Below are 20,394 nucleotides of genomic sequence, written 5' to 3'. Positions count from 1 at the left end.
ATGAGTGAAACACGTTATATCATGGCCTTTGAATCAAGTGCCGATGAAACAAGTGTGGCGATTGTCAAAAATGGTACTGAAATTGTGAGCTTGGAGACAGCAACGCAAATCAAGAGTCACCAACGATTTGGTGGTATCGTACCGGAAGTAGCGAGCCGTCACCACATTGAACAAGTAACAGTGTTAGCGGATGCTGCTTTGGAAGACGCGCAATTGACGTACGATGACTTGACGGCGATTGCGGTGACGCAAGGCCCTGGTTTGGTCGGGGCGTTGTTAATTGGTGTTACGGCGGCGAAAACGATTGCTTGGGCGCACAATTTGCCATTGGTACCGGTTATTCACTTGGCTGGTCATATCAGTGCAGCGAACTTCGTGCAACCAATCGAATATCCAGCATTAGCCTTGATGGTTTCTGGTGGTCACACGGAATTGGTTTTGATGCGTGAGGAATATGATTACCTCGTAATTGGGGATACACGTGATGATGCTGCTGGTGAGAGTTATGACAAGGTCGGTCGTACGATGGGGTTGCAATACCCATCTGGTAAAACCATTGATGAAATGGCGCATGAAGGTGAACCAACGTATGATTTGCCACGTGCGTTGATTAACGATGACCGTTATGACTTTTCGTTCTCTGGTTTGAAGAGCGCGGTGATTAACTTGATGCACAATGCTGACCAGCGTGGTGAGACAGTTGATCATATTAACCTCGCTGCCTCATTCCAAGAAGCGGTTGTTGATGTGCTGGTTACAAAGACGCGTCGTGCGTTAGAGAATTATCCGGTTAAGTCATTTATTGTCGCTGGTGGTGTTGCCGCTAACCGCGGTTTGCGTGATGGACTAACGGCAATGATGGCTGAATTCCCTGAGACGACGTTTATCCCAGTGCCAATTAAGTTGGCTGGTGACAATGCCGCTATGATTGGTGCAGCTGGTGATATCGCTTATCGTCACGGTAAGCGTGGTGGTTTGGACCTAAATGCCAACCCTGGTTTGGAATTTGATTACTTAGAAGACTAACAAAAAAGGTACCGACATTGATTTGTCGGTACCTTTTCTACTATATATATTAATCGTTACGTGAGAGTAGTGAACGACTAATGCTGAACAAGATATCTTTTGACTCGTGTTCTGGCATATCGTCTAGATAGTTTAATGCGGCTTCTGTATAACGCATCGCCATATCACCAGCTTCATCAAGTGCACCAGAGTCGCGAACAAGTTGAGCTAATTCTTCAGCCTCAGCAGTCGTGATTTCAGTTTGCTTTGCGAGCAAGTCTTGAATACGGTCATTGTTTTGCATGGCAATAATCAGTGGTGCAGAGTACACACCTTCTCGTACGTCGTTCAACGTTGGCTTGCCAAGTGTCGTACTATCGGATTGATAATCAAGCATGTCATCCAAAATTTGGAATGCCATGCCGACGTTGTAGGCGAAGTCACTGGCGAGTTCGGCGAAGTCATCTGGTGCATCACTAGCTGAGATACCTAGCTTAGCTGCTAGTACGAATAGGGCAGCCGTCTTGCCAGAAATTTGTTCTTCGTAATCCGCGATTGTCATATCAGTACGGTAGTGGTTAGTACGCTGTGTTAGTTCACCAGAGAGAATACGCTCTAGATAACGGGTGGCCATGCGAACCGTTTCGATATCAGTCGTGTTATCAGCCAAAGTTCGGAAAGTGACAGCAAATAGGTAATCACCGGCATATGCGGCAATGTCCTTACCAAAGCGTGATTGAATTGATTCAGCATGGCGACGGGTTGGTGAGTCATCGATAATGTCGTCGTGAACCAAAGAAGCTGTGTGGAGCATTTCGACTGTTGCAGCGAGATTTAGTAAAGGCTCGCGTTTAGCAGGGTAAAAACGACCGATCAACAACGTGAATGCTGGACGGAGTAACTTGCCACCAGCATTAAACATATCGAACAGAGCGGCTTCGACTTCTGGGTCATTAGCATCCATATTAGCTTCAATACGATTCAAGACTGCTTGGAGTTCCCTTTGGATAGCAGGAAAGTCTTGCCAAATCGGATGAAGTTGTGTGAGTGATTGCGTCATTACTAAGGAACTCCTTAATTGTTTATCTACTATAATATGTATGTGTTCATAACATGGTATGAATAAGCTATCTACTATTATATAGGAATAACTCTGAATAAACACATGCAATTCTGAGAGGGACTTACGAATATTTTTAAATAGAACCAAAACGGTGGAAATTAGTAAGTAAATCAGTTATTATAGTTTTCGGAATAAAATATGAACACAACATGAACGGGGTTAAGAAATTAATTCAAGAAAGTTGTTCAAAAGGCTTGCCAACGCGGTTAGCCTGCTGTATTATATTCTAGTACGTTAAATACAGGGTGCATTATGCACCCGGGTATTAGCGTGCCATCGACAAGCGATGATGTGGGAGGTTGCGACACACCCGGCAGCATTGCCACGGGGCCCATTGCCATGGAGCTCTTTGGGGTGCGTCGGTAGTTTCCACGGAGTTAGTTTCATATTCCAATATGGACGAAGGGAGAATTTATATCATGGCAAGTAAGAAGATTCGTATCCGTTTGAAGGCGTACGAGCACAAGATCTTGGATGCTTCAGCAGAAAAGATTGTTGAGACGGCAAAGCGTACAGGTGCTGAAATTTCAGGTCCTATTCCATTGCCTACTGAGCGTACGTTGTACACGGTTTTGCGTTCACCACACAAGCACAAGGATTCACGTGAGCAATTCGAAATGCGCACTCACAAGCGTTTGATCGACATCGTGAACCCAACTGCTAAGACGGTTGATGCTTTGTCAAAGCTTGAATTGCCAAGCGGTGTTGACATCGAAATCAAGTTGTAATTTTTACAACGCAACAACAGCAACAACAACTTGCCTGATTAAGCATTTAACTGATCAAAAATTTAGATTTACTATTCAAAGGAGATAGTCATGACTACTAAGGGTATCTTAGGCCGCAAGGTCGGCATGACTCAGGTATTCACTGAGAACGGTGAGCTTATCCCCGTAACAGTAATTGAAGCTACGCCAAACGTAGTTCTCCAAGTTAAGACTTTGGAAAACGACGGTTACAACGCAGTTCAATTGGGTTACCAAGACAAGCGTGCCGTTTTGAGCAACAAGCCTGAGCAAGGTCACGTTGCCAAGGCAAACACGGCCCCTAAGCGCTACATTCGTGAAATCCGCGACGCTGAGGGAGAATTCAATGTTGGGGATGAAGTTAAGGTTGATATCTTCGCTGCTGGCGAAGCTGTTGACGTAACTGGAATCACAAAGGGTCATGGTTACCAAGGTAACATCAAGAAGGATGGACAATCACGTGGTCCTATGGCGCACGGTTCTCGTTACCACCGTCGTCCTGGTTCATTGGGTGCCATCATCAACCGCGTCTTCAAGGGTAAGAAGTTGCCTGGACGCATGGGTAACCACAAGCGCACTGTACAAAACTTGCAAGTAGTTCGCGTTGACGTAGAAAACAACGTGATCTTGGTTAAGGGTAATGTTCCTGGTGCCAACAAGTCACTTGTTACTGTTAAGTACTCTGTTAAGGCTAAGTAATAAGGACGAAGGGAGGAAACTAACATGACTAAGGTTGCTTTGTTTAAGCAAGACGGCTCAAACGCCGGTGAGATCGAGTTGAACGACTCAATCTTCGGAATCGAGCCAAACAACAACGTTGTTACTGACGCTGTTTTGATGCAACGTGCATCAATGCGTCAAGGTACTCACGCCGTTAAGAACCGTTCAGCGGTTTCAGGTGGTGGTAAGAAGCCTTGGCGTCAAAAGGGAACTGGACGTGCCCGTCAAGGTTCAATCCGTTCACCACAATGGCGTGGTGGTGGTATCGTCTTCGGACCTACTCCACGTTCATACGCCTACAAGTTGCCAAAGAAGGTTTACCGTTTGGCATTGAAGTCAGTGTTGTCACAAAAGGTTTTGGACTCAGCTTTGGTTGTTGTCGATGCATTGTCATTCGACGCTCCTAAGACTAAGGAATTCAAGGCAGTTTTGAACAACTTGAACGTAAACGAAAAGACGTTGGTTGTCTTGGACGATGATAACGCTAACGCAGCATTGGCAGCACGTAACTTGGAAAACGTTACTGTTATGACTGCAAAGGGTGTTAACGTGCTTGACGTAATCAACAACGATAAGTTGGTTGTAGTTCAATCAGCTTTGGCACAAGTTGAGGAGGTTTTGGCATAATGGACGCACGCGATATCATTTTGCGCCCGGTCATCACTGAACAAACGATGAGCGTTTTGGATGAAAAGCGTTACACGTTTGAAGTTGATGTTCGCGCCACTAAGCCACAAATTAAGCGCGCTATTGAAGAGATTTTCGATGTTAAGATCGAAAAGATCAACACGGCGAACGTACGTGGTAAGTTGAAGCGTCAAGGACGCTTCGCTGGTTACACTAAGAAGCGTAAGAAGGCAACTGTTAAGTTGACTGCCGCTTCTAAGGACATTCAATTGTTCAACGAAAACTAATTAGGAGGAAATTAGCGTGGCTATCAAGAAGTACAAGCCAACCTCTAACGGTCGTCGTAACATGACGTCTTCAGATTTTGCTGAAATCACTAAGACGACGCCTGAAAAGAGCTTGTTGGAATCAAAGTCAAACACTGGTGCTCGTAACTCATACGGTCACATGACTGTGCGCCACCGTGGTGGTGGACACAAGCGCCAATACCGTATTATCGACTTCAAGCGTACAAAGGATGATGTTCCAGCCAAGGTTGTTGCGATCGAATACGATCCAAACCGTACTGCTAACATCGCTTTGTTGCAATACACTGACGGTACTAAGGCATATATCTTGGCGCCTAAGGGCTTGGAAGTTGGTATGACTGTTCAATCAGGTCCTGATGCCGACATCAAGGTCGGAAACGCTTTGCCATTGGCAAACATTCCTGACGGAACACAAATCCACAACATTGAGTTGAAGCCTGGTAAGGGTGGTCAATTGGCCCGTTCTGCCGGTGCATCAGCACAATTGTTGGGTAAGGAAGGAAAGTACGTACTTGTTCGCTTGCAATCAGGTGAAGTACGTATGATCTTGGCCGTTAACCGTGCCACGGTTGGAGTTGTTGGTAACGAACAACACTCATTGATCAACTGGGGTAAGGCTGGTCGTCGTCGTTGGAAGGGTCAACGCCCACACGTTCGTGGATCAGTTATGAACCCTAACGATCACCCACACGGTGGTGGAGAAGGAAAGGCCCCAGTTGGTCGTCCAAGTCCAATGTCACCATGGGGTAAGAAGACTGCCGGTAAGAAGACGCGTAACAAGAAGGCTCGTTCAACGAAGTTCATTGTTCGCGGTCGTAAGGGCAAGTAATCAATACTTACACTCCGTAATTAATAAGTTTTTAGCAAACGAGAGGAGGACCTTAAAATGGGTCGTAGCCTGAAGAAGGGACCATTTGCTGACGCTCACTTGTTGAAGAAGGTTGAAGAAGCCAACGCTTCAGAAAAGCAAGCTGTCATCAAGACATGGTCACGTCGTTCAACGATTTTCCCTAGCTTTATCGGATTGACTTTTGCTGTTTACGATGGACGTAAGCACGTGCCAGTTTTGGTACAAGAAGACATGGTCGGTCACAAGCTTGGAGAGTTCGTCCCTACGCGTACGTTCCGCGGACACGCAGCAGACGATAAGAAGACTAAGCGCAAGTAATATAGGAGGACAATACAATGGCTGAACAAATCACGTCAGCACGCGCCACGGCGAAGATCGTTCGTGTCGCTCCACGTAAGGTCCGCCTAGTGCTTGACCAAGTTCGTGGTAAGTCTGTGGCAGAGGCATTTGCAATTTTGCAATTCTTGCCAAACCACAGCTCAGAAGATGTATACAAGGTGTTGAACTCAGCTGTAGCTAACGCTGAGAACAACTTCTCACTAGATCGCGAAGATTTGGTAGTTGCAGAAGCCTTTGCTAACGAAGGACCAACGCTAAAGCGTTTCCGTCCACGTGCCAAGGGTTCAGCTTCACCAATCAACAAGCGTACAAGCCACATCACGATTGTGGTAAAAGAAAAGTAAGGAGGATTGAGTCATGGGTCAAAAGATTAACCCAACTGGTATGCGTGTCGGCATCATCCGCGACTGGGATGCTAAGTGGTACGCTAACAAGAAGGACTACGCAACGGCTTTGCACGAAGATTTGAAGTTGCGTAAGTACATCGAGACTAAGTTGGCTGACGCATCTGTATCTCGCATCGAGATCGAGCGTACTGCTAACCGCGTGAACATCTCAATCCACACTGCTAAGCCAGGTATGGTTATTGGTAAGGGTGGTTCTGAAGTTGATGCATTGCGTAACGAGTTGTCAAAGCTTGTTGCTAAGGGCGAGCGCGTCCACATCAACATCATTGAGATTAAGAAGCCTGATTTGGACGCCCACTTGGTTGGTTCACAAATTGCATCTGACTTGGAGCGCCGTGTGGCATTCCGTCGTGCAATGCGTGGTGCTATCCAACGTGCTATGCGTGCTGGTGCCAAGGGTATCAAGACGCAAGTTTCTGGACGTATCAACGGGGCTGACATTGCTCGTGTAGAGCAATACACTGAGGGTACGGTGCCTTTGCACACTTTGCGTGCTGACATCGACTACTCATGGGATGAGGCAACAACTACTTACGGTCAATTGGGTGTTAAGACTTGGATTTACCGTGGTGATGTTTTGCCAGAGAAGAAGTCTGTAAAGAAGCAAGGAGGCGAGTAACATGCTAGTACCAAAGCGTGTAAAGTACCGCCGTCCACACCGTGGAAAGATGCGCGGTGAGGCCAAGGGTGGTAAGACAGTTACATTTGGTGAGTTTGGTTTGCAAGCCACTGAATCACACTGGATCACTAACCGTCAAATCGAGGCTGCTCGTATTGCTATGACGCGTCACATGAAGCGTGGTGGTCAAGTTTGGATCAAGATTTTCCCACACTTGTCATACACTTCTAAGGGTGTTGGTGTTCGTATGGGTAACGGTAAGGGTACTCCAGACGGATGGGTTGCACCTGTTAAGCGCGGCAAGGTAATGTTTGAAGTTGCCGGTGTTCCTGAAGAGGTTGCCCGCGAAGCCTTGCGTCTTGCATCTAACAAGTTGCCAGTCAAGACTAAGATCTTGACTCGCCAAGTGGAGGGTGAATAATGAAGATCAAGGATCTACAAAACGAAATCAAGGGTCTCAGCCAAGCTGAGTTGGTTGCCAAGGAAAAGAGCTACAAGGAAGAATTGTTCAACTTGCGTTTCCAATTAGCTACTGGTCAACTTGAGAACACGGCTCGATTGTCAGAAGTACGTAAGCAAATTGCACGTATCAAGACGGTCATTCGTCAACAAGAATTGAACAAGTAGACTAAGAGAGGAGACCGATATGACTGAAGCTCGTAACGCACGTAAGGTTTACCAAGGCCGCGTGGTTTCAGATAAGATGGATAAGACAATCACTGTTGCCATCGAAACTTACAAGAACCACCCTGTTTATGGTAAGCGTGTTAAGTACACGAAGAAGTTTAAGGCTCACGATGAAAACAACGAAGCTAAGCAAGGTGACATCGTACGCATCATGGAGACGCGTCCAACGTCAGCTACAAAGCGCTTCCGTTTGGTAGAAATCGTCGAGAAGGCCGTTATTATCTAATCGTTTAATCTCGAATCTACCAATAACGGAAGGAGGACAAAATCGTGATTCAACAAGAGAGTCGTTTGAAGGTTGCTGACAATTCTGGTGCACGTGAAATCTTGACTATCAAGGTTTTGGGTGGATCAGGTCGTAAGTTCGCCGGTATCGGTGACATGATCGTCGCAACTGTTAAGCAAGCTATTCCTGGTGGTACTGTAAAGAAGGGTGACGTCGTTAAGGCTGTTATCGTTCGTACTGTTTCAGGAGTTCACCGTGCTGATGGTTCATACATCAAGTTCGATGAAAACGCTGCAGTCATCGTTAAGGATGACAAGAGCCCTGTAGGTACTCGTATCTTCGGACCTGTTGCGCGTGAATTGCGTGACAATGATTACATGCGTATTGTGTCATTGGCACCTGAAGTATTGTAATTACCATCATTAAATCAAGGAGGAAGCCTCGCATGTTTGTGAAGACTGGTGACAAGGTTAAGGTTATCGCCGGCAAGGACAAGGGCAAGGAAGGAGTAGTTGTTAAGACTATTGCTGCTAAGGACCGTGTTGTTGTCGAAGGTGTGAACATCGTAAAGAAGCACCAAAAGCCAAACAACCAATACCCACAAGGTGGAATTGTTGAGCTTGAAGCTCCAATCCACGTTTCAAACGTACAATTGCTTGACCCTTCTACTAACGAACCAACGAAGATTGGTTACAAGGTTGAAGATGGTAAGAAGGTACGTTTTGCTAAGAAGTCTGGAACGACTTTGGCATAATTTTCTAGGTGAAAGGAGGAAATCATTATCATGGCAAATCGCTTGAAGGAAAAGTACGTCAATGAAGTAACGCCTTCATTGATCGAGAAGTTTGAGTACTCATCAATCATGCAAGCACCTAAGATCGAAAAGATCGTGCTTAACATGGGTGTTGGTGACGCCGTATCAAACTCAAAGAACTTGGATGAAGCTGTTGCTGAATTGGAATTGATTGCTGGTCAAAAGCCAGTTATCACTCGCGCTAAGAAGTCAATCGCTGGCTTCCGTTTGCGTGAGGGTATGGCAATCGGTACTAAGGTTACTTTGCGTGGTGAGCGTATGTACGACTTCTTGGATAAGTTGATCAACGTTTCATTGCCACGTGTTCGTGACTTCCGTGGAGTTTCACCAAAGGCCTTTGATGGTCGTGGAAACTACACGTTGGGAATTCGTGAGCAACTTATTTTCCCAGAAATTGATTACGATCAAGTTAACCGCGTTCGTGGATTGGACATCGTTGTTGTAACGACGGCCAACACTGACGAAGAAGCTCGTGAATTGCTTACTCAATTGGGTATGCCTTTCTCAAAGTAATCAACACTGATTTACAGTAATTAATAATAGGAGGCAAACATCAATGTCAATGACTGACCCAATTGCAGATTTCTTGACTCGCATTCGTAACGCGAACATGGTTCGCCACGATTTAGTTGAAGTACCTGCATCAAAGATCAAGAAGGACATCGCCGAAATCTTGAAGAACGAAGGCTTTGTTCGCGACGTTGAATACATTGAAGATGACAAGCAAGGTGTCATCCGTGTCTTCCTTAAGTACGGTGCCGACAAGCAACGCGTTATCACTGGTTTGAAGCGTATTTCAAAGCCAGGATTGCGTTCATACGTCAAGGCAGATGCTGTACCTAAGGTTTTGAACGGTTTGGGTATCGCTATCATCTCAACTTCCGAAGGTGTTATCACCGATAAGGAAGCTCGCGCCAAGAAGATTGGTGGCGAGGTATTGGCTTACGTCTGGTAATAAATAAAATCTAAACAAGGAGGTGTCTACCGATGAGTCGTATTGGTAACAAGGTTTTGACTTTGCCTGCTGGCGTTGAATTGTCACGCGAAGGTAACGTCGTTACTGTTAAGGGACCTAAGGGTGAGATTTCTCGCGAAATCGCATCAGAAATCGAATTCACTGTGGACGGTACTGAAGTATCATTCACTCGTCCTTCAGACGAAGGACGTATCAAGGCACTTCACGGAACTACTCGCGCTAACGTTGCGAACATGGTTGAAGGTGTATCAGCCGGCTTCAAGAAGACTTTGAAGTTGGTCGGTGTTGGATACCGTGCTGCTAAGCAAGGCGACAAGCTTGTCTTGAACGTTGGTTACTCACACCCAGTTGAGTTTGAGGCCCGTGAAGGCTTGACAGTTGAAGTTCCTGATTCAACTACGATCACTGTTGAAGGAATCAACAAGCAATTTGTTGGTGACTTGGCCGCAGAGATCCGTGCCGTACGCGCACCTGAGCCATATAAGGGTAAGGGAATTCGCTACGAAAACGAATACGTTGCACGTAAGGAAGGTAAGACTGGTAAGTAATCTTAAGCTTATTGCTTAAGGCCCGGGAGCAACGTCTCGGGATTTACTTATTGGTATATCTTTCGAGTATATACAAAAAGAGGTTACGAACATGATTACGAAGTCAGACAAGAACAAGGTGCGTCAACGCCGACACACGCGAGTTCGTGGAAAGATTTCTGGTACTGCTGAGCGCCCACGCTTGAACGTTTACCGTTCTAACAAGAACATCTACGCGCAATTGATTGATGACGTAGCGGGTGTGACGCTTGCTAGTGCCTCAACTTTGGACAAGTCTGTTGAGACTGCTCCAAAGACTGAACAAGCAGCTAAGGTTGGAGCTTTGATCGCAGAACGCGCCAAGGCTGCAGGTGTTGAAGTTGTTGTATTCGACCGTGGTGGTTACTTGTACCACGGTCGTGTACAAGCTTTGGCAGAAGCTGCTCGTGAAGCTGGTTTGAAGTTCTAAGGGAAGGAGGAAATTTAACATGGCTTTTATCGATGCAAACAAGCTCGGCGAGCTTGAAGAAAACGTTGTTGCCATCAACCGTGTTACCAAGGTTGTTAAGGGTGGACGTCGTTTGCGTTTCGCCGCTTTGGTAGTTGTTGGTGACCGTAACGGACACGTTGGTTTTGGTACTGGTAAGGCACAAGAAGTGCCTGAAGCTATCCGCAAGGCCGTTGAAGCTGCAAAGCGTAACATCGTTGCAGTTCCAACTGTTGGTACGACCCTTCCTCACTCTGCAAATGGTGTCTTTGGCGGTGGTCGCATCTTGCTTAAGCCAGCCGTTGAAGGATCTGGAGTGGCAGCCGGTGGTGCTGCTCGTGCCGTTTTGGAATTGGCTGGTGTTGCCGACGTGACTGCAAAGTCATTGGGATCATCAACTCCAATTAACGTTGTGCGCGCAACTTTCGATGCAATCAACTCATTGAAGAACGCTGAAGAAGTTGCTGAATTGCGTCAGGTCTCACTTGAGCACTTGGCAGATTAAGGAGGCAGAAAATGGCTGAACAAGTTAAGATTACTCTTGTAAAGAGTGCTGCCCACCGTTTGCCAAAGCAACGTGCGATTGTTAAGGCCCTTGGTTTGAACAAGGTGTCATCATCAGTCGTGTTGCCTGACAACGCAGCAACGCGTGGTGCAGTGTTTAAGATTGCTCACTTGGTTACTGTTGAAGTAGTTAAGTAAGCACATAAATAGATTGCTTTGAAGGAGGTACAACCTAATGAAGCTTAATGAACTCCAAGTTGCTGAAGGTTCACGCAAGGTCCGCAACCGTGTCGGACGTGGTGAGTCATCAGGAAACGGTAAGACTGCAGGACGTGGTCAAAAGGGTCAAAAGGCTCGTGGTAAGGTACGTTTGGGCTTTGAAGGTGGACAAATGCCTTTGTTCCGTCGTAAGCCAAAGCGTGGATTTACTAACATCAACCGCAAGGAATTCGCTGTTGTGAACCTTGATGTGTTGAACCAATTCGATAACGGAACTGAAGTTTCACCAGCATTGTTGGTCGAAGCTGGTATCGTTAAGAACGAATTGAGTGGCATTAAGATCTTGGCTAACGGTCAATTGGAAAAGTCATTGACTGTTAAGGCAAACAAGTTCTCAGCCGCTGCTGTTACGGCTATTGAAGCTGCCGGTGGTAAGACTGAGGTGATCTAATGCTGAAAACCGTGCTCAACTCACTTAAGGAAAAGGACATCCGTAAAAAGTTGTTCTTTACCTTAGGGATTCTGATTGTTTACCGATTGGGTGCCTACATTACTGTGCCGGGTATTAACACGGCAGCACTTACTGAGGTAGCAAATTCTGGGCTCGGCAGCATTTTGAATATGTTTAGCGGTGGTGGACTTACAAATTACTCATTGTTCGCAATGGGTGTTTCACCATACGTTACTGCTCAAATCGTGGTACAGCTCCTACAAATGGATATTGTGCCACGATTTGTTGAATGGTCGAAACAAGGTGAAGTTGGTCGACGTAAGTTGAACCAAGTGACCCGCTATTTGACTATTGTTCTAGCGTTTGTCCAATCAATTGGAATCACCGCTGGATTCAATCAACTGAGTCAAGTGAATTTGGTTAAGACACCAAATTTGGAGACGTACTTGTTGATCGGTTTCATCCTAACTGCAGGAACTATGTTTGCTGTTTGGTTGGGTGAGATGATCACTGAGCGCGGACTCGGTCAAGGTGTCTCAATGTTGATTTTTGCTGGTATCATTGCGCGTGTGCCAGCAGGTGTATACCAACTGTTCAAGGAACACGTCCTACAAGGTGACGACCCAGCGCGTGGGTGGGCATTCTTGGTTGGTATCTTGTTGATTTTCGTATTGGTTATCGCGTTTGTTACGTGGTTCAACCAAGCGATTCGCAAGATTCCAATGCAATATACACGTCGTTCAACTGGTTCAGGTAACTCATCTTACCTACCATTGAAGATTAATGTTGCGGGTGTTATTCCTGTTATCTTCGCTTCATCATTGTTGGTAACGCCACAAACAATCTTGCAAGCATTTGCAAGTAAGTTTGCGGACGCAGGTTGGTACAACACTTTGATGCAATACCTATCAATGCAGACGATGCAAGGTGGTATTGTTTACACATTGTTGATTATCTTGTTTACGTTCTTCTATGCGTTCGTTCAGGTTAATCCTGAAAAGGTTGCGGAGAACTTGCAGAAGCAAGGTAGTTACATTGTGGGCGTCTGGCCAGGACGTGCCACTGAAAAGTGGTTGTCTGGTTTGCTGATGCGTTTGTCAGTTGTCGGCGCTTTGTTCCTAGGATTTGTCGCTTTGGCACCAATTCTAGCAACACACATCTTCGGGTTGGATAGTAACCTTGGAATGTCAGGAACATCAGTATTGATTGTCATTGGTGTGGCAATTGATCTGATTCGCCAACTTGAAGGATTGATGATGAAGCGGCAATATGTTGGATTTATTCAAGAAGGAGTCGAAGCAAAATGAGTTTGAATATCATGCTATTGGGCTTGCCAGGTGTTGGTAAGGGTACCCAAGCTGCGAAGATTGTTGAAGAGTACAACTTGCCGCACATCAGTACGGGCGACATGTTCCGTGCTGCCATGGCTAACGAGACTGAACTCGGTATGAAGGCAAAGTCATTCATGGATGCTGGTAACTTGGTCCCAGACGAAGTTACTAACGGTATCGTTGCTGAACGCTTGGCTGAAGAGGATACGAAGGTTGGATTCATCCTTGATGGATTCCCTCGTAACTTGGACCAAGCTAAGGCATTGGATGAGATGTTGGCAAAGGATGGTCGTTCATTGGACGGTGTTCTTTACTTCACTGCTGATGCTGATGTTTTGGTTGATCGTATGATGGCCCGTGGCCGTGCAGACGATACGCCTGAAGTGATTAAGAATCGCTTGGACGTTAACGGAAAGCTTACTGAGCCTATCGCTGAGTTCTATGCCGAAAAGGGCATTTTGCACAAGATCGATGGTGCTCGCGAGCTTGATGTAGTGTTCGCTGATGTAAAGACGTTACTTGATAATTTGAAGAACGCGTAATTATTCTGGGAAGCTTTCTTGTTAAATTGTAAGAGAGCATGTTATAATTACTTGTTACGTTCTCCAATGTCACAACTAAGGAGGCAGCAACGTGGCCAACGATGTTATTGAAATTTCTGGTGTGGTAAAGGAAACTTTGCCAAATGCCATGTTTACCGTTGAATTGGAAAACGGCGCCGCCATTCTAGCTCACGTGTCAGGGAAGAATTCGTAAGAACTTTATCCGCATTTTGCCTGGTGATCGTGTGACGGTTGAAATGTCGCCATATGATTTGACTAAGGGACGTATTACGTACCGCTTTAAGTAGTCAACCATAAAAAATCCAAGGGAGGTAAATACCATGAAGGTTCGTCCATCTGTTAAGCCTATGTGCGATAACTGCAAGGTTATCAAGCGTAACGGTCGTGTGATGGTGATTTGCTCAGCAAACCCTAAGCACAAGCAACGCCAAGGTGCATAATTTGCATTTTGACACAAAAACTTTTTAAATCTTATATAGGAGGTAATCGTAATGGCTCGTATTGCTGGTGTTGATTTGCCTCGCGACAAGCGTGTCGTGATCGCATTGACATATGTATATGGAATCGGTAACGCAACTGCCAAGAAGGTGTTGGAAGAAGCTAAGGTTTCTGAAGACGTACGTGTTCGTGATTTGACGCCCGACCAAGAGGACGCCATCCGTGCCGTCGTAGACGGTATCAAGGTGGAAGGTGACTTGCGTCGCGAAATTTCATTGAACATCAAGGCATTGCAAGAAATTGCATCATACCGTGGTATCCGTCACCGTAAGGGCTTGCCTGTTCGTGGTCAAAACACGAAGAACAATGCCCGTACGCGTAAGGGCCCAGCTGTTGCAATTGCAGGTAAGAAGAAGTAATTCTTAATTTGTAAAGAAAGGAGATTACTTGATTATGGCAGGTCGTACTAATCGTAAGCGTCGTGTAAAGAAGAATATTGAGTCAGGTGTTGCACACATCCACGCAACGTTCAACAACACGATTGTGATGATCACGGACGTTCAAGGTAACGCCGTTGCTTGGTCATCAGCTGGTTCTCTTGGATTTAAGGGTAGCCGTAAGTCAACGCCATTTGCTGCGCAAATGGCTGCTGAGGCTGCTGCCAAGGGTGCTATGGAAAACGGCATGAAGACTGTTGAGGTCACTGTTAAGGGACCTGGTTCAGGTCGTGAAGCCGCTATCCGTGCGTTGGCCGCTGCTGGTTTGGAAGTTACGTCAATTAAGGACGTTACTCCTGTACCACACAACGGTTCACGTCCACCAAAGCGTCGTCGTGTCTAATTGCCAGTTGCAACTAGTTCACACAATGCTTTGAAAGGGGTAACAAACAGTATGCTTGAATTCGAAAACCCAAAGATTACGCTGGTTGAAGAGGATAGCAATTACGGTAAGTTTGTGGTTGAGCCGCTTGAACGTGGTTACGGAACTACTTTGGGTAACTCCCTACGCCGTGTATTGTTGTCTTCATTGCCTGGTGCGGCAATCAATTCAGTACAAATTGATGGCGTTTTGCATGAGTTTTCAACGGTCGAAGGTGTCGTTGAAGATGTAACGCAAATCATCTTGAACCTCAAGAAGGTTTCAATGCGCATCGATAGTGATGAAGCGAAGACGCTCGAAGTTAACGTAACCGGTCCCGCTACTGTGACGGCCGGCGACATCGCTGGAGATAGTGATGTAGAGATCTTGAACAAGGATCTTCACATTGCCACTGTTGCGGCTGGGGCTACGTTGCACATGACTTTGTCTGCAGAACGCGGACGTGGTTATGTGTCAGCGGACCAGAATAAGGAATTGCATGAAGAAATGCCAATTGGCGTTCTAGCAATTGATTCAATCTTTACCCCAATCGAACGCGTAAACTATCAAGTTGAGAACACTCGTGTGGGACAACGTGATGACTTTGACAAGTTGACTTTGGACATCTGGACTGATGGATCATTGACTGCTACTGAAGCTATTTCATTGGCAGCTCGTATCATGTCAGACCACTTGAACTCATTTGTTGAATTGTCAGAACGCGCGGTTAACACACAAGTGATGGTAGACAAGGAAGAAGTACCAACTAGCAAGCATGCCGACACTCCTATTGAAGAGTTGGACTTGTCAGTTCGTTCTTATAATTGTCTCAAAAGGGCCGGGATCAACTCTGTACAAGAGTTGACGGAGCGTACAGAGACTCAAATGATGTCTGTACGAAACCTCGGTCGGAAATCACTTGACGAAATCCAGGAAAAGCTGGCAGTGCTCGGTTTAGGGTTCCACAAGGAAGATTAGATTAAACGATAGAATTCCAAGTAAAGGAGGACATACTCATGGGATACCGCAAGTTGGGACGTACTAGCTCACAACGTAAGGCTATGTTGCGTGATTTGACGACTGCTTTGTTGATCAACGGTCGCATTCAAACGACAGAAGCCCGCGCTAAGGAAGTTCGTCGTACTGCAGAGAAGATGATTACGTTGGGTAAGCGTGGTGACTTGGCTTCACGCCGTAAGGCCGCTGCTTTCGTACGTAACGTTGTTGCAGACGTACAAACGACTGAAGATAACAAGGTTAAGGTAGAAACGGCTTTGCAACACTTGTTCAACGATGTTGCACCTCGCTTTGAGGGCCGTGCGGGTGGTTACACTCGTATCTTGAAGACGGTACAACGTCGTGGAGACGCTGCACCAATGGTTATCTTGGAATTGGTTGACTAATTTCATTGGTTAATTAATAAAACAATGAAATCTCTCATGTTACATGGTATAAACCGCTACGATGGTGGCTTTAAGCCAAGTCTAGGTTGAATGGCACTTGTGTCGCACCAGTAATGTGTGAGGTTTTTTTGTATACTTTTGCCTTTATGTCGGCTGGTCCGATATAAAGGCTTTTTGTTTACCTTGGTGAGTGATGTGTCTATAATGTATGTAAACTTAGTGATATTAAAGGGGGAATATATTATGAACGCACATACGGATGATAACATTTTAAATATGACATTCCATTTGACGCCGGGGAGTTTGACGTCTGACAAGGTTTGGATTAAGGGACAACGTTATCCATACCGTTGTTTTGATGGGTTACAGATTGGTGATTCTGTTCGCGTAACAGGTGTTTCAGAAGGCACAGTCGCGCTTGAGAAGTTGCAGCGTAATAACTAACATGGCTTATAATTTCGATAATCGCCTTAAGCAAGAAATTATTACCTTGTCAGATGATAATTATACGGATGGTATGCTAAAAATAAACGGTATTTATTATCAAGTGAACAATCCGTCTAAGTTTAGTATGGGCGATACTGTTATAATTGATGATGTAATAGGTAATAAGGTTATGTTGGTTGAAATGGGGGATAATGATGATCTTATTTAGTGTGTTAATCGTATTGTTGCTGATTATATTGGCGTTTGTGGTGTTTACTGGTATTCGCATCATTCCACAGAACATGGTGGGTATGGTATCAGTGCTTGGTAAGTATCAACGTCAAATTCAGCCTGGTTTGCACGTTGTGATGCCATTCATCACGCGCGTTGATCGTGTTGACTTGGCCCAAGTACCCTTGCGTCTGAGCGAGCAAAGTGTCATCTCACGTGATAACGCTGAAGTTATTATTTCATTGTCATTGAACTATCACGTAACGGATCCATACAAGTTTACGTTTGAGAACGCGGACTCAGTAAAGTCGATGGTGCAACAATCACGTGCACATTTGCGAGGCATTATTGGTACGATGGATTTGAAGGAAGTCTTGAATGGCACAGAGCGTATTAACGCAGCGCTAAGCAAGGAACTTGGTTCAATTACGGATGCTTATGGTGTTAATGTTGATCGTATTAATATTGATACCATTCAACCAACGCCTGAAATTCAAGAATTCAATGAATAAGCAAATCAATGCCACGCGTGAACGTGAAGCCGCGATTGCGCGTGCCGAAGGTGAGGCGCGTTCAATCGAGCTGACGACGAAGGCGCAGAACGATGCCTTGGTTTCAACAGCTGAAGCTAATGCCAAGGCTGTACGTTTGGCGGCAGATGCTGAGGCATATCGTATCCAAAAGGCAAATGATATTTTGAGTACGGTTGATGCAAATTACTTGGTCGCTCAAAACATTGACGCGTTCAGAGACGTTGCTAAGAGCCCTGCTAACACGGTTATCGTACCGAATACAGCTATTGATGCTCTTGGTGAACTAAAGGTCGCTGGACAGCTTCTAAACACAAATCAAAAGTAAACGAAAAGGCAGCTCGGTTGAGCTGCCTTTTGTTATGCAAATTTCTTCTGGTAAACAACCCCGAGAATAATAAGTGCAATTGTTAAAATAAGAATGTTGGTAATACCACCCATGTTAAACAAGGCATGACCTGGTGCTAGGACTGAAAAGTCGTAGAAACCGTGTGCGAATGCAATTGGTAGTAGCGCCTTTGTCTTTAGATAGATGACCCCGAGGAAAATACCTAGTCCAAATGTAAATAGTACTTGGAATACTAGGGCGATTAAGTTGCCACCTGCAAGACCATTTACCATGTGGAATGCGGCGAAGATGACGGCTGAGACGACGATAAGTGCTGTATCACCAACGCCAGCTTTACTGAAAGCTGCAAACAAAGCACCCCGGAAGATGTATTCCTCAGTCAACCCAACTACCAAAGCGCCAATCAGATAAACGACGGCTGTTGTATTCCAGGTAATCCCCTGGGCGATGGTGCTGATAACCGCGTAGAACAAGTATGGCAATAAGAGTAACCAGGCTAGGGCAGCTTTGGTACCCCACCAGCCGATGGCGTAGTGGAACAAAATCATATTTAACAGGATAAGTGGTAGGAACCACCAGATGTCGTTAATTTGTGCCCCGATTGTTGTACCGAGGTTGCCAAATAGCTTGGTCATGAGATTGCTTTTGTCGATCAAAATATCAATCAAACCACTAATGAAAAAACCAAGGATGAGCCAGACGAGCCACTTTAAAAATGCGATGAATTTCAAAATATGAGCCACCTTTCTTTACGGATTTAACTTCACTTATTGTACATGTAGAAGGGACAATATTACACGAAAAAAGCCTGGCCTCAATGAATGAAGCCAGGCTAAGTTCATATTATCCGTGATGTGCACGCTTAGCGAAGAAGTCACCAACGAATTGGATCAACACGATAAGGAGCAAGATGATGATGGTTGCCAACCACATAACGTCGTTTTGGAAACGTTGGTAACCAGTCACGATAGCAGTTGTTCCAAGTCCACCGGCACCGATAGCACCAGCCATGGCTGTCAAACCAACCAAGCTAATCAATGTAACCGTTGAGACACGAATCAATTCTGAACGACCTTCGCGTAGGTAAACGTCAGTAATGATGTCCCAGTTCGTGGCACCGAATGAGCGAGCGGCTTCAACCTTACCAGCATCAACACCCAACAAAGCGACTTGCACTTGGCGAGCGTAGAATGGGAAGACACCCAATGACAATGGTACAAGGGCGGCCGTCGTACCGATTGTGGTACCAACGATTAATTGCGTCAAAGGTGAAAAGGCCACCACCATGATGATAAATGGAATGGCACGGCCGACAGAGACGACCTTATCCAAGATTTGGAATACGGTACGGTTCGGCGTAATACCGTTTTCAGTCGTTAGAACCAAACCAGTTCCGAAAGCAAGCCCAAGCAAGCCACCGAAGAAGGCTGAACCGATGGTCATGTAAATAGTTTGCCAGATGGCAATTCCCCAGCCGTAGTCACCACTCCAGCCAAGTTGATAAACATTTGGAAATGTCGTTTCAATCCAGTGAATCATTAGTTTTGTCCTCCCTTAGCAAGTTCGACAATCTTAACACCGTGATCAGCAAAGCTTGCCTTAGCTGTCGCACGTTGTGAATCAGTTCCCTTGAAGATAGCGATGGCCAAGCCAACCGGCGTCTTCGTCAAGATCTCCATGTTTGAGTACAACAAGTTTGTTGTGACACCGTAGTCGGCGTAAATCGTTGATAGCAATGGTTGTGCCGTATCAGCACCAACGTAATCGATTTGCAAAAGCTCTTCATCAGCTGACAATGGTTGCTCAGCCAAAAGCTCATTAACCTTTTCAAGCGCTTCGTCACGGTTCGTGGCCGTGTTAATGAAGTCCTTCGTCAATTGCTTTTGTGGGTTCGTGAAGATTTCAAGCAATGAACCGCGTTCGATAATGGCACCATTTTCCATCACAGCAACCTTGTTAGCAGCTTCCTTAACGGCCTGCATTTCGTGCGTGATCAAAACGATGGTCAAACCAAGTTCTTGGTTCAATTGCTTCAACAACGCCAAAATTTGGTTGGTCGTCTTAGGATCCAAAGCTGAGGTTGCTTCGTCAGAAATTAAAATTTCAGGGTCGTTAGCCAAGGCACGTGCGATGGCAACACGTTGCTTTTGACCACCAGAAAGTTGAGAAGGGTAGTTCTCAGCGCGGTCAGCCAAACCAACCAACTCAAGCAATTCATTAACCTTAGCGGCCTTCTCAGCCTTTGATAGGTCAGAGTGCTTCAATGGTTGGGCAACGTTACCGAATACTGTCAATTCGCTCATTAAGTTGAAGTGTTGGAAAATCATCCCAATCTTCTTACGCTCATCACGCAATTGTGCTGGCGTCAACGTCGTCATTTCAGTTCCGTTCACCAAAACAGAACCTGAAGTAGGGCGTTGTAACAAGTTAATCGTACGCACTAGCGTTGACTTACCAGCCCCAGAATAACCAACAATTCCGTAGATATCACCTTTTTCAATTGTGATTGATTCGTTTTGAACCGCCACAATTTCTCGATTCTTTTGCTTAAATGTCACGTTGACATCAGTTAGTTGAATAACAGCCATTAAAATCTCTCCTTATTAATCTCAATATGTATCACCGCTCGT

At 45.6% G+C, this 20,394-nt stretch carries 34 protein-coding genes and 2 pseudogenes; 32 read left to right on the top strand and 4 right to left on the bottom strand.

Features of this window, described 5'->3' with window-relative positions; all coding sequences use genetic code 11:
• Complete coding sequence (tsaD, locus tag OIT45_RS04040) at positions 1 to 1,026, top strand: tRNA (adenosine(37)-N6)-threonylcarbamoyltransferase complex transferase subunit TsaD (RefSeq protein WP_199403819.1); 1,026 nt, start codon at positions 1 to 3, stop codon at positions 1,024 to 1,026.
• 49 nt (positions 1,027 to 1,075) lie between these two features.
• Here the strand turns inward: tsaD and OIT45_RS04035 are convergent, their stop codons facing one another.
• On the bottom strand, positions 1,076 to 2,065 hold the full coding sequence (locus tag OIT45_RS04035; protein WP_199403818.1) for a polyprenyl synthetase family protein: 990 nt from the start codon (positions 2,063 to 2,065) through the stop codon (positions 1,076 to 1,078).
• A gap of 482 nt (positions 2,066 to 2,547) precedes the next feature.
• Between OIT45_RS04035 and rpsJ the strand changes: the two genes are divergently transcribed.
• The 31 genes and pseudogenes from rpsJ to OIT45_RS03880 all read left to right on the top strand — a co-directional run bounded on the left by rpsJ (position 2,548) and on the right by OIT45_RS03880 (position 17,743).
• Complete coding sequence (gene rpsJ, locus OIT45_RS04030) at positions 2,548 to 2,856, top strand: 30S ribosomal protein S10 (RefSeq protein WP_004560274.1); 309 nt, start codon at positions 2,548 to 2,550, stop codon at positions 2,854 to 2,856.
• Between the two features lie 90 nt (positions 2,857 to 2,946).
• Positions 2,947 to 3,573 carry a 50S ribosomal protein L3 gene (rplC, locus tag OIT45_RS04025; protein ID WP_004560273.1) on the top strand — a complete coding sequence of 209 codons (627 nt, stop codon included), beginning with the start codon at positions 2,947 to 2,949 and terminating at the stop codon, positions 3,571 to 3,573.
• A 24-nt stretch (positions 3,574 to 3,597) separates the two neighbouring features.
• Positions 3,598 to 4,221: a 50S ribosomal protein L4 gene (gene rplD, locus OIT45_RS04020; protein ID WP_004560272.1), complete on the top strand. Its 624-nt coding sequence runs from the start codon at positions 3,598 to 3,600 to the stop codon at positions 4,219 to 4,221.
• The gene (gene rplW / locus OIT45_RS04015) at positions 4,221 to 4,508 is read left to right on the top strand and encodes a 50S ribosomal protein L23 (protein ID WP_004560271.1); all 288 of its coding nucleotides are present in this window, start codon (positions 4,221 to 4,223) and stop codon (positions 4,506 to 4,508) included. The genes rplD and rplW overlap by 1 nt, the downstream gene beginning before the upstream one ends.
• Positions 4,509 to 4,524: 16 nt before the next feature.
• Positions 4,525 to 5,358, top strand: coding sequence for a 50S ribosomal protein L2 (rplB, locus tag OIT45_RS04010; RefSeq protein WP_004560270.1), 834 nt, complete (start codon positions 4,525 to 4,527; stop codon positions 5,356 to 5,358).
• Positions 5,359 to 5,415: 57 nt separating this feature from the next.
• Positions 5,416 to 5,697: a 30S ribosomal protein S19 gene (gene rpsS / locus OIT45_RS04005; RefSeq protein ID WP_004560269.1), complete on the top strand. Its 282-nt coding sequence runs from the start codon at positions 5,416 to 5,418 to the stop codon at positions 5,695 to 5,697.
• Positions 5,698 to 5,714: 17 nt separating this feature from the next.
• The gene (gene rplV / locus OIT45_RS04000; RefSeq protein WP_002827984.1) at positions 5,715 to 6,062 is read left to right on the top strand and encodes a 50S ribosomal protein L22; all 348 of its coding nucleotides are present in this window, start codon (positions 5,715 to 5,717) and stop codon (positions 6,060 to 6,062) included.
• A 13-nt stretch (positions 6,063 to 6,075) separates the two neighbouring features.
• Complete coding sequence (gene rpsC / locus OIT45_RS03995) at positions 6,076 to 6,744, top strand: 30S ribosomal protein S3 (RefSeq protein ID WP_004560268.1); 669 nt, start codon at positions 6,076 to 6,078, stop codon at positions 6,742 to 6,744.
• 1 nt (position 6,745) lies between these two features.
• Entirely contained in the window at positions 6,746 to 7,165 is a 420-nt protein-coding gene (gene rplP / locus OIT45_RS03990) for a 50S ribosomal protein L16 (RefSeq protein WP_004560267.1), read from the top strand.
• Positions 7,165 to 7,371, top strand: coding sequence for a 50S ribosomal protein L29 (gene rpmC, locus OIT45_RS03985; RefSeq protein ID WP_004560266.1), 207 nt, complete (start codon positions 7,165 to 7,167; stop codon positions 7,369 to 7,371). The genes rplP and rpmC overlap by 1 nt, the downstream gene beginning before the upstream one ends.
• A gap of 19 nt (positions 7,372 to 7,390) precedes the next feature.
• Positions 7,391 to 7,657 (top strand): 30S ribosomal protein S17, encoded by a 267-nt coding sequence (rpsQ, locus tag OIT45_RS03980; RefSeq protein WP_004560265.1) that lies wholly within the window; start codon positions 7,391 to 7,393, stop codon positions 7,655 to 7,657.
• Between the two features lie 44 nt (positions 7,658 to 7,701).
• Positions 7,702 to 8,070 (top strand): 50S ribosomal protein L14, encoded by a 369-nt coding sequence (rplN, locus tag OIT45_RS03975; RefSeq protein WP_004560264.1) that lies wholly within the window; start codon positions 7,702 to 7,704, stop codon positions 8,068 to 8,070.
• 32 nt (positions 8,071 to 8,102) lie between these two features.
• Positions 8,103 to 8,411, top strand: a complete 309-nt coding sequence (gene rplX, locus OIT45_RS03970) for a 50S ribosomal protein L24 (RefSeq protein WP_004560263.1) — start codon at positions 8,103 to 8,105, stop codon at positions 8,409 to 8,411.
• A gap of 30 nt (positions 8,412 to 8,441) precedes the next feature.
• Complete coding sequence (gene rplE / locus OIT45_RS03965; RefSeq protein ID WP_004560262.1) at positions 8,442 to 8,984, top strand: 50S ribosomal protein L5; 543 nt, start codon at positions 8,442 to 8,444, stop codon at positions 8,982 to 8,984.
• Positions 8,985 to 9,027: 43 nt separating this feature from the next.
• A complete protein-coding gene (rpsH, locus tag OIT45_RS03960; RefSeq protein WP_264329934.1) occupies positions 9,028 to 9,426 on the top strand; it encodes a 30S ribosomal protein S8 in 399 nt (132 codons plus the stop codon).
• 32 nt (positions 9,427 to 9,458) lie between these two features.
• Positions 9,459 to 9,995 carry a 50S ribosomal protein L6 gene (rplF, locus tag OIT45_RS03955; RefSeq protein ID WP_004560260.1) on the top strand — a complete coding sequence of 179 codons (537 nt, stop codon included), beginning with the start codon at positions 9,459 to 9,461 and terminating at the stop codon, positions 9,993 to 9,995.
• Positions 9,996 to 10,086: 91 nt separating this feature from the next.
• A complete protein-coding gene (gene rplR, locus OIT45_RS03950; RefSeq protein ID WP_004560259.1) occupies positions 10,087 to 10,443 on the top strand; it encodes a 50S ribosomal protein L18 in 357 nt (118 codons plus the stop codon).
• Between the two features lie 19 nt (positions 10,444 to 10,462).
• Entirely contained in the window at positions 10,463 to 10,966 is a 504-nt protein-coding gene (gene rpsE / locus OIT45_RS03945) for a 30S ribosomal protein S5 (protein ID WP_004560257.1), read from the top strand.
• Positions 10,967 to 10,977: 11 nt separating this feature from the next.
• Positions 10,978 to 11,163 (top strand): 50S ribosomal protein L30, encoded by a 186-nt coding sequence (gene rpmD / locus OIT45_RS03940; RefSeq protein WP_004560255.1) that lies wholly within the window; start codon positions 10,978 to 10,980, stop codon positions 11,161 to 11,163.
• A 37-nt stretch (positions 11,164 to 11,200) separates the two neighbouring features.
• Positions 11,201 to 11,635, top strand: coding sequence for a 50S ribosomal protein L15 (gene rplO / locus OIT45_RS03935; RefSeq protein ID WP_004560253.1), 435 nt, complete (start codon positions 11,201 to 11,203; stop codon positions 11,633 to 11,635).
• Complete coding sequence (secY, locus tag OIT45_RS03930; protein WP_004560251.1) at positions 11,635 to 12,942, top strand: preprotein translocase subunit SecY; 1,308 nt, start codon at positions 11,635 to 11,637, stop codon at positions 12,940 to 12,942. Before rplO ends, secY begins: the two co-directional genes overlap by 1 nt.
• Positions 12,939 to 13,508 carry an adenylate kinase gene (locus OIT45_RS03925; RefSeq protein ID WP_004560248.1) on the top strand — a complete coding sequence of 190 codons (570 nt, stop codon included), beginning with the start codon at positions 12,939 to 12,941 and terminating at the stop codon, positions 13,506 to 13,508. The genes secY and OIT45_RS03925 overlap by 4 nt, the downstream gene beginning before the upstream one ends.
• Before the next feature lie 91 nt (positions 13,509 to 13,599).
• Positions 13,600 to 13,816: pseudogene (infA, locus tag OIT45_RS03920) on the top strand (translation initiation factor IF-1).
• 33 nt (positions 13,817 to 13,849) lie between these two features.
• Positions 13,850 to 13,969, top strand: coding sequence for a 50S ribosomal protein L36 (gene rpmJ / locus OIT45_RS03915; RefSeq protein ID WP_004560245.1), 120 nt, complete (start codon positions 13,850 to 13,852; stop codon positions 13,967 to 13,969).
• Positions 13,970 to 14,020: 51 nt separating this feature from the next.
• Complete coding sequence (gene rpsM / locus OIT45_RS03910; RefSeq protein WP_004560244.1) at positions 14,021 to 14,386, top strand: 30S ribosomal protein S13; 366 nt, start codon at positions 14,021 to 14,023, stop codon at positions 14,384 to 14,386.
• 34 nt (positions 14,387 to 14,420) lie between these two features.
• Positions 14,421 to 14,807: a 30S ribosomal protein S11 gene (rpsK, locus tag OIT45_RS03905; protein WP_004560243.1), complete on the top strand. Its 387-nt coding sequence runs from the start codon at positions 14,421 to 14,423 to the stop codon at positions 14,805 to 14,807.
• A 51-nt stretch (positions 14,808 to 14,858) separates the two neighbouring features.
• On the top strand, positions 14,859 to 15,803 hold the full coding sequence (locus tag OIT45_RS03900; protein WP_199403817.1) for a DNA-directed RNA polymerase subunit alpha: 945 nt from the start codon (positions 14,859 to 14,861) through the stop codon (positions 15,801 to 15,803).
• A 38-nt stretch (positions 15,804 to 15,841) separates the two neighbouring features.
• On the top strand, positions 15,842 to 16,228 hold the full coding sequence (gene rplQ / locus OIT45_RS03895; RefSeq protein ID WP_004560241.1) for a 50S ribosomal protein L17: 387 nt from the start codon (positions 15,842 to 15,844) through the stop codon (positions 16,226 to 16,228).
• Positions 16,229 to 16,471: 243 nt separating this feature from the next.
• The gene (locus OIT45_RS03890; RefSeq protein WP_199403816.1) at positions 16,472 to 16,672 is read left to right on the top strand and encodes a hypothetical protein; all 201 of its coding nucleotides are present in this window, start codon (positions 16,472 to 16,474) and stop codon (positions 16,670 to 16,672) included.
• Between the two features lies 1 nt (position 16,673).
• Entirely contained in the window at positions 16,674 to 16,883 is a 210-nt protein-coding gene (locus tag OIT45_RS03885; RefSeq protein WP_199403815.1) for a hypothetical protein, read from the top strand.
• Positions 16,870 to 17,743 (top strand): annotated as a pseudogene (locus OIT45_RS03880) (SPFH domain-containing protein). The gene OIT45_RS03885 and the pseudogene OIT45_RS03880 overlap by 14 nt, the downstream one beginning before the upstream one ends.
• Positions 17,744 to 17,775: 32 nt before the next feature.
• On the opposite strand, the gene OIT45_RS03875 reads toward OIT45_RS03880, so the two are convergent.
• The 3 genes from OIT45_RS03875 to OIT45_RS03865 all read right to left on the bottom strand — a co-directional run bounded on the left by OIT45_RS03875 (position 17,776) and on the right by OIT45_RS03865 (position 20,352).
• Positions 17,776 to 18,399, bottom strand: a complete 624-nt coding sequence (locus OIT45_RS03875; protein WP_199403814.1) for a CPBP family intramembrane glutamic endopeptidase — start codon at positions 18,397 to 18,399, stop codon at positions 17,776 to 17,778.
• A gap of 208 nt (positions 18,400 to 18,607) precedes the next feature.
• Positions 18,608 to 19,303, bottom strand: coding sequence for a methionine ABC transporter permease (locus OIT45_RS03870; protein ID WP_004560236.1), 696 nt, complete (start codon positions 19,301 to 19,303; stop codon positions 18,608 to 18,610).
• Positions 19,303 to 20,352, bottom strand: coding sequence for a methionine ABC transporter ATP-binding protein (locus OIT45_RS03865; RefSeq protein ID WP_199403813.1), 1,050 nt, complete (start codon positions 20,350 to 20,352; stop codon positions 19,303 to 19,305). The genes OIT45_RS03870 and OIT45_RS03865 overlap by 1 nt, the downstream gene beginning before the upstream one ends.
• Between the last annotated feature and the right edge of the window lie 42 nt (positions 20,353 to 20,394).

Source organism: Weissella sp. LMG 11983, assembly GCF_025908495.1.
Classification (GTDB): Bacteria; Bacillota; Bacilli; order Lactobacillales; family Lactobacillaceae; genus Weissella; species Weissella fermenti.
This window is presented reverse-complemented; position numbering and strand designations above follow the sequence as displayed.

Coding starts and splice junctions, on each gene's coding strand:
- tsaD (WP_199403819.1), top strand. CDS start 1: ATGAGTGAAACACGTTATATCATGGCCTTTGAATCAAGTGCCGATGAA.
- OIT45_RS04035 (WP_199403818.1), bottom strand. CDS start 2,065: ATGACGCAATCACTCACACAACTTCATCCGATTTGGCAAGACTTTCCT.
- rpsJ (WP_004560274.1), top strand. CDS start 2,548: ATGGCAAGTAAGAAGATTCGTATCCGTTTGAAGGCGTACGAGCACAAG.
- rplC (WP_004560273.1), top strand. CDS start 2,947: ATGACTACTAAGGGTATCTTAGGCCGCAAGGTCGGCATGACTCAGGTA.
- rplD (WP_004560272.1), top strand. CDS start 3,598: ATGACTAAGGTTGCTTTGTTTAAGCAAGACGGCTCAAACGCCGGTGAG.
- rplW (WP_004560271.1), top strand. CDS start 4,221: ATGGACGCACGCGATATCATTTTGCGCCCGGTCATCACTGAACAAACG.
- rpsS (WP_004560269.1), top strand. CDS start 5,416: ATGGGTCGTAGCCTGAAGAAGGGACCATTTGCTGACGCTCACTTGTTG.
- rplV (WP_002827984.1), top strand. CDS start 5,715: ATGGCTGAACAAATCACGTCAGCACGCGCCACGGCGAAGATCGTTCGT.
- rpsC (WP_004560268.1), top strand. CDS start 6,076: ATGGGTCAAAAGATTAACCCAACTGGTATGCGTGTCGGCATCATCCGC.
- rplP (WP_004560267.1), top strand. CDS start 6,746: ATGCTAGTACCAAAGCGTGTAAAGTACCGCCGTCCACACCGTGGAAAG.
- rpmC (WP_004560266.1), top strand. CDS start 7,165: ATGAAGATCAAGGATCTACAAAACGAAATCAAGGGTCTCAGCCAAGCT.
- rpsQ (WP_004560265.1), top strand. CDS start 7,391: ATGACTGAAGCTCGTAACGCACGTAAGGTTTACCAAGGCCGCGTGGTT.
- rplX (WP_004560263.1), top strand. CDS start 8,103: ATGTTTGTGAAGACTGGTGACAAGGTTAAGGTTATCGCCGGCAAGGAC.
- rplE (WP_004560262.1), top strand. CDS start 8,442: ATGGCAAATCGCTTGAAGGAAAAGTACGTCAATGAAGTAACGCCTTCA.
- rpsH (WP_264329934.1), top strand. CDS start 9,028: ATGTCAATGACTGACCCAATTGCAGATTTCTTGACTCGCATTCGTAAC.
- rplF (WP_004560260.1), top strand. CDS start 9,459: ATGAGTCGTATTGGTAACAAGGTTTTGACTTTGCCTGCTGGCGTTGAA.
- rplR (WP_004560259.1), top strand. CDS start 10,087: ATGATTACGAAGTCAGACAAGAACAAGGTGCGTCAACGCCGACACACG.
- rpsE (WP_004560257.1), top strand. CDS start 10,463: ATGGCTTTTATCGATGCAAACAAGCTCGGCGAGCTTGAAGAAAACGTT.
- rpmD (WP_004560255.1), top strand. CDS start 10,978: ATGGCTGAACAAGTTAAGATTACTCTTGTAAAGAGTGCTGCCCACCGT.
- rplO (WP_004560253.1), top strand. CDS start 11,201: ATGAAGCTTAATGAACTCCAAGTTGCTGAAGGTTCACGCAAGGTCCGC.
- secY (WP_004560251.1), top strand. CDS start 11,635: ATGCTGAAAACCGTGCTCAACTCACTTAAGGAAAAGGACATCCGTAAA.
- OIT45_RS03925 (WP_004560248.1), top strand. CDS start 12,939: ATGAGTTTGAATATCATGCTATTGGGCTTGCCAGGTGTTGGTAAGGGT.
- rpmJ (WP_004560245.1), top strand. CDS start 13,850: ATGAAGGTTCGTCCATCTGTTAAGCCTATGTGCGATAACTGCAAGGTT.
- rpsM (WP_004560244.1), top strand. CDS start 14,021: ATGGCTCGTATTGCTGGTGTTGATTTGCCTCGCGACAAGCGTGTCGTG.
- rpsK (WP_004560243.1), top strand. CDS start 14,421: ATGGCAGGTCGTACTAATCGTAAGCGTCGTGTAAAGAAGAATATTGAG.
- OIT45_RS03900 (WP_199403817.1), top strand. CDS start 14,859: ATGCTTGAATTCGAAAACCCAAAGATTACGCTGGTTGAAGAGGATAGC.
- rplQ (WP_004560241.1), top strand. CDS start 15,842: ATGGGATACCGCAAGTTGGGACGTACTAGCTCACAACGTAAGGCTATG.
- OIT45_RS03890 (WP_199403816.1), top strand. CDS start 16,472: ATGAACGCACATACGGATGATAACATTTTAAATATGACATTCCATTTG.
- OIT45_RS03885 (WP_199403815.1), top strand. CDS start 16,674: ATGGCTTATAATTTCGATAATCGCCTTAAGCAAGAAATTATTACCTTG.
- OIT45_RS03875 (WP_199403814.1), bottom strand. CDS start 18,399: ATGACCAAGCTATTTGGCAACCTCGGTACAACAATCGGGGCACAAATT.
- OIT45_RS03870 (WP_004560236.1), bottom strand. CDS start 19,303: ATGATTCACTGGATTGAAACGACATTTCCAAATGTTTATCAACTTGGC.
- OIT45_RS03865 (WP_199403813.1), bottom strand. CDS start 20,352: ATGGCTGTTATTCAACTAACTGATGTCAACGTGACATTTAAGCAAAAG.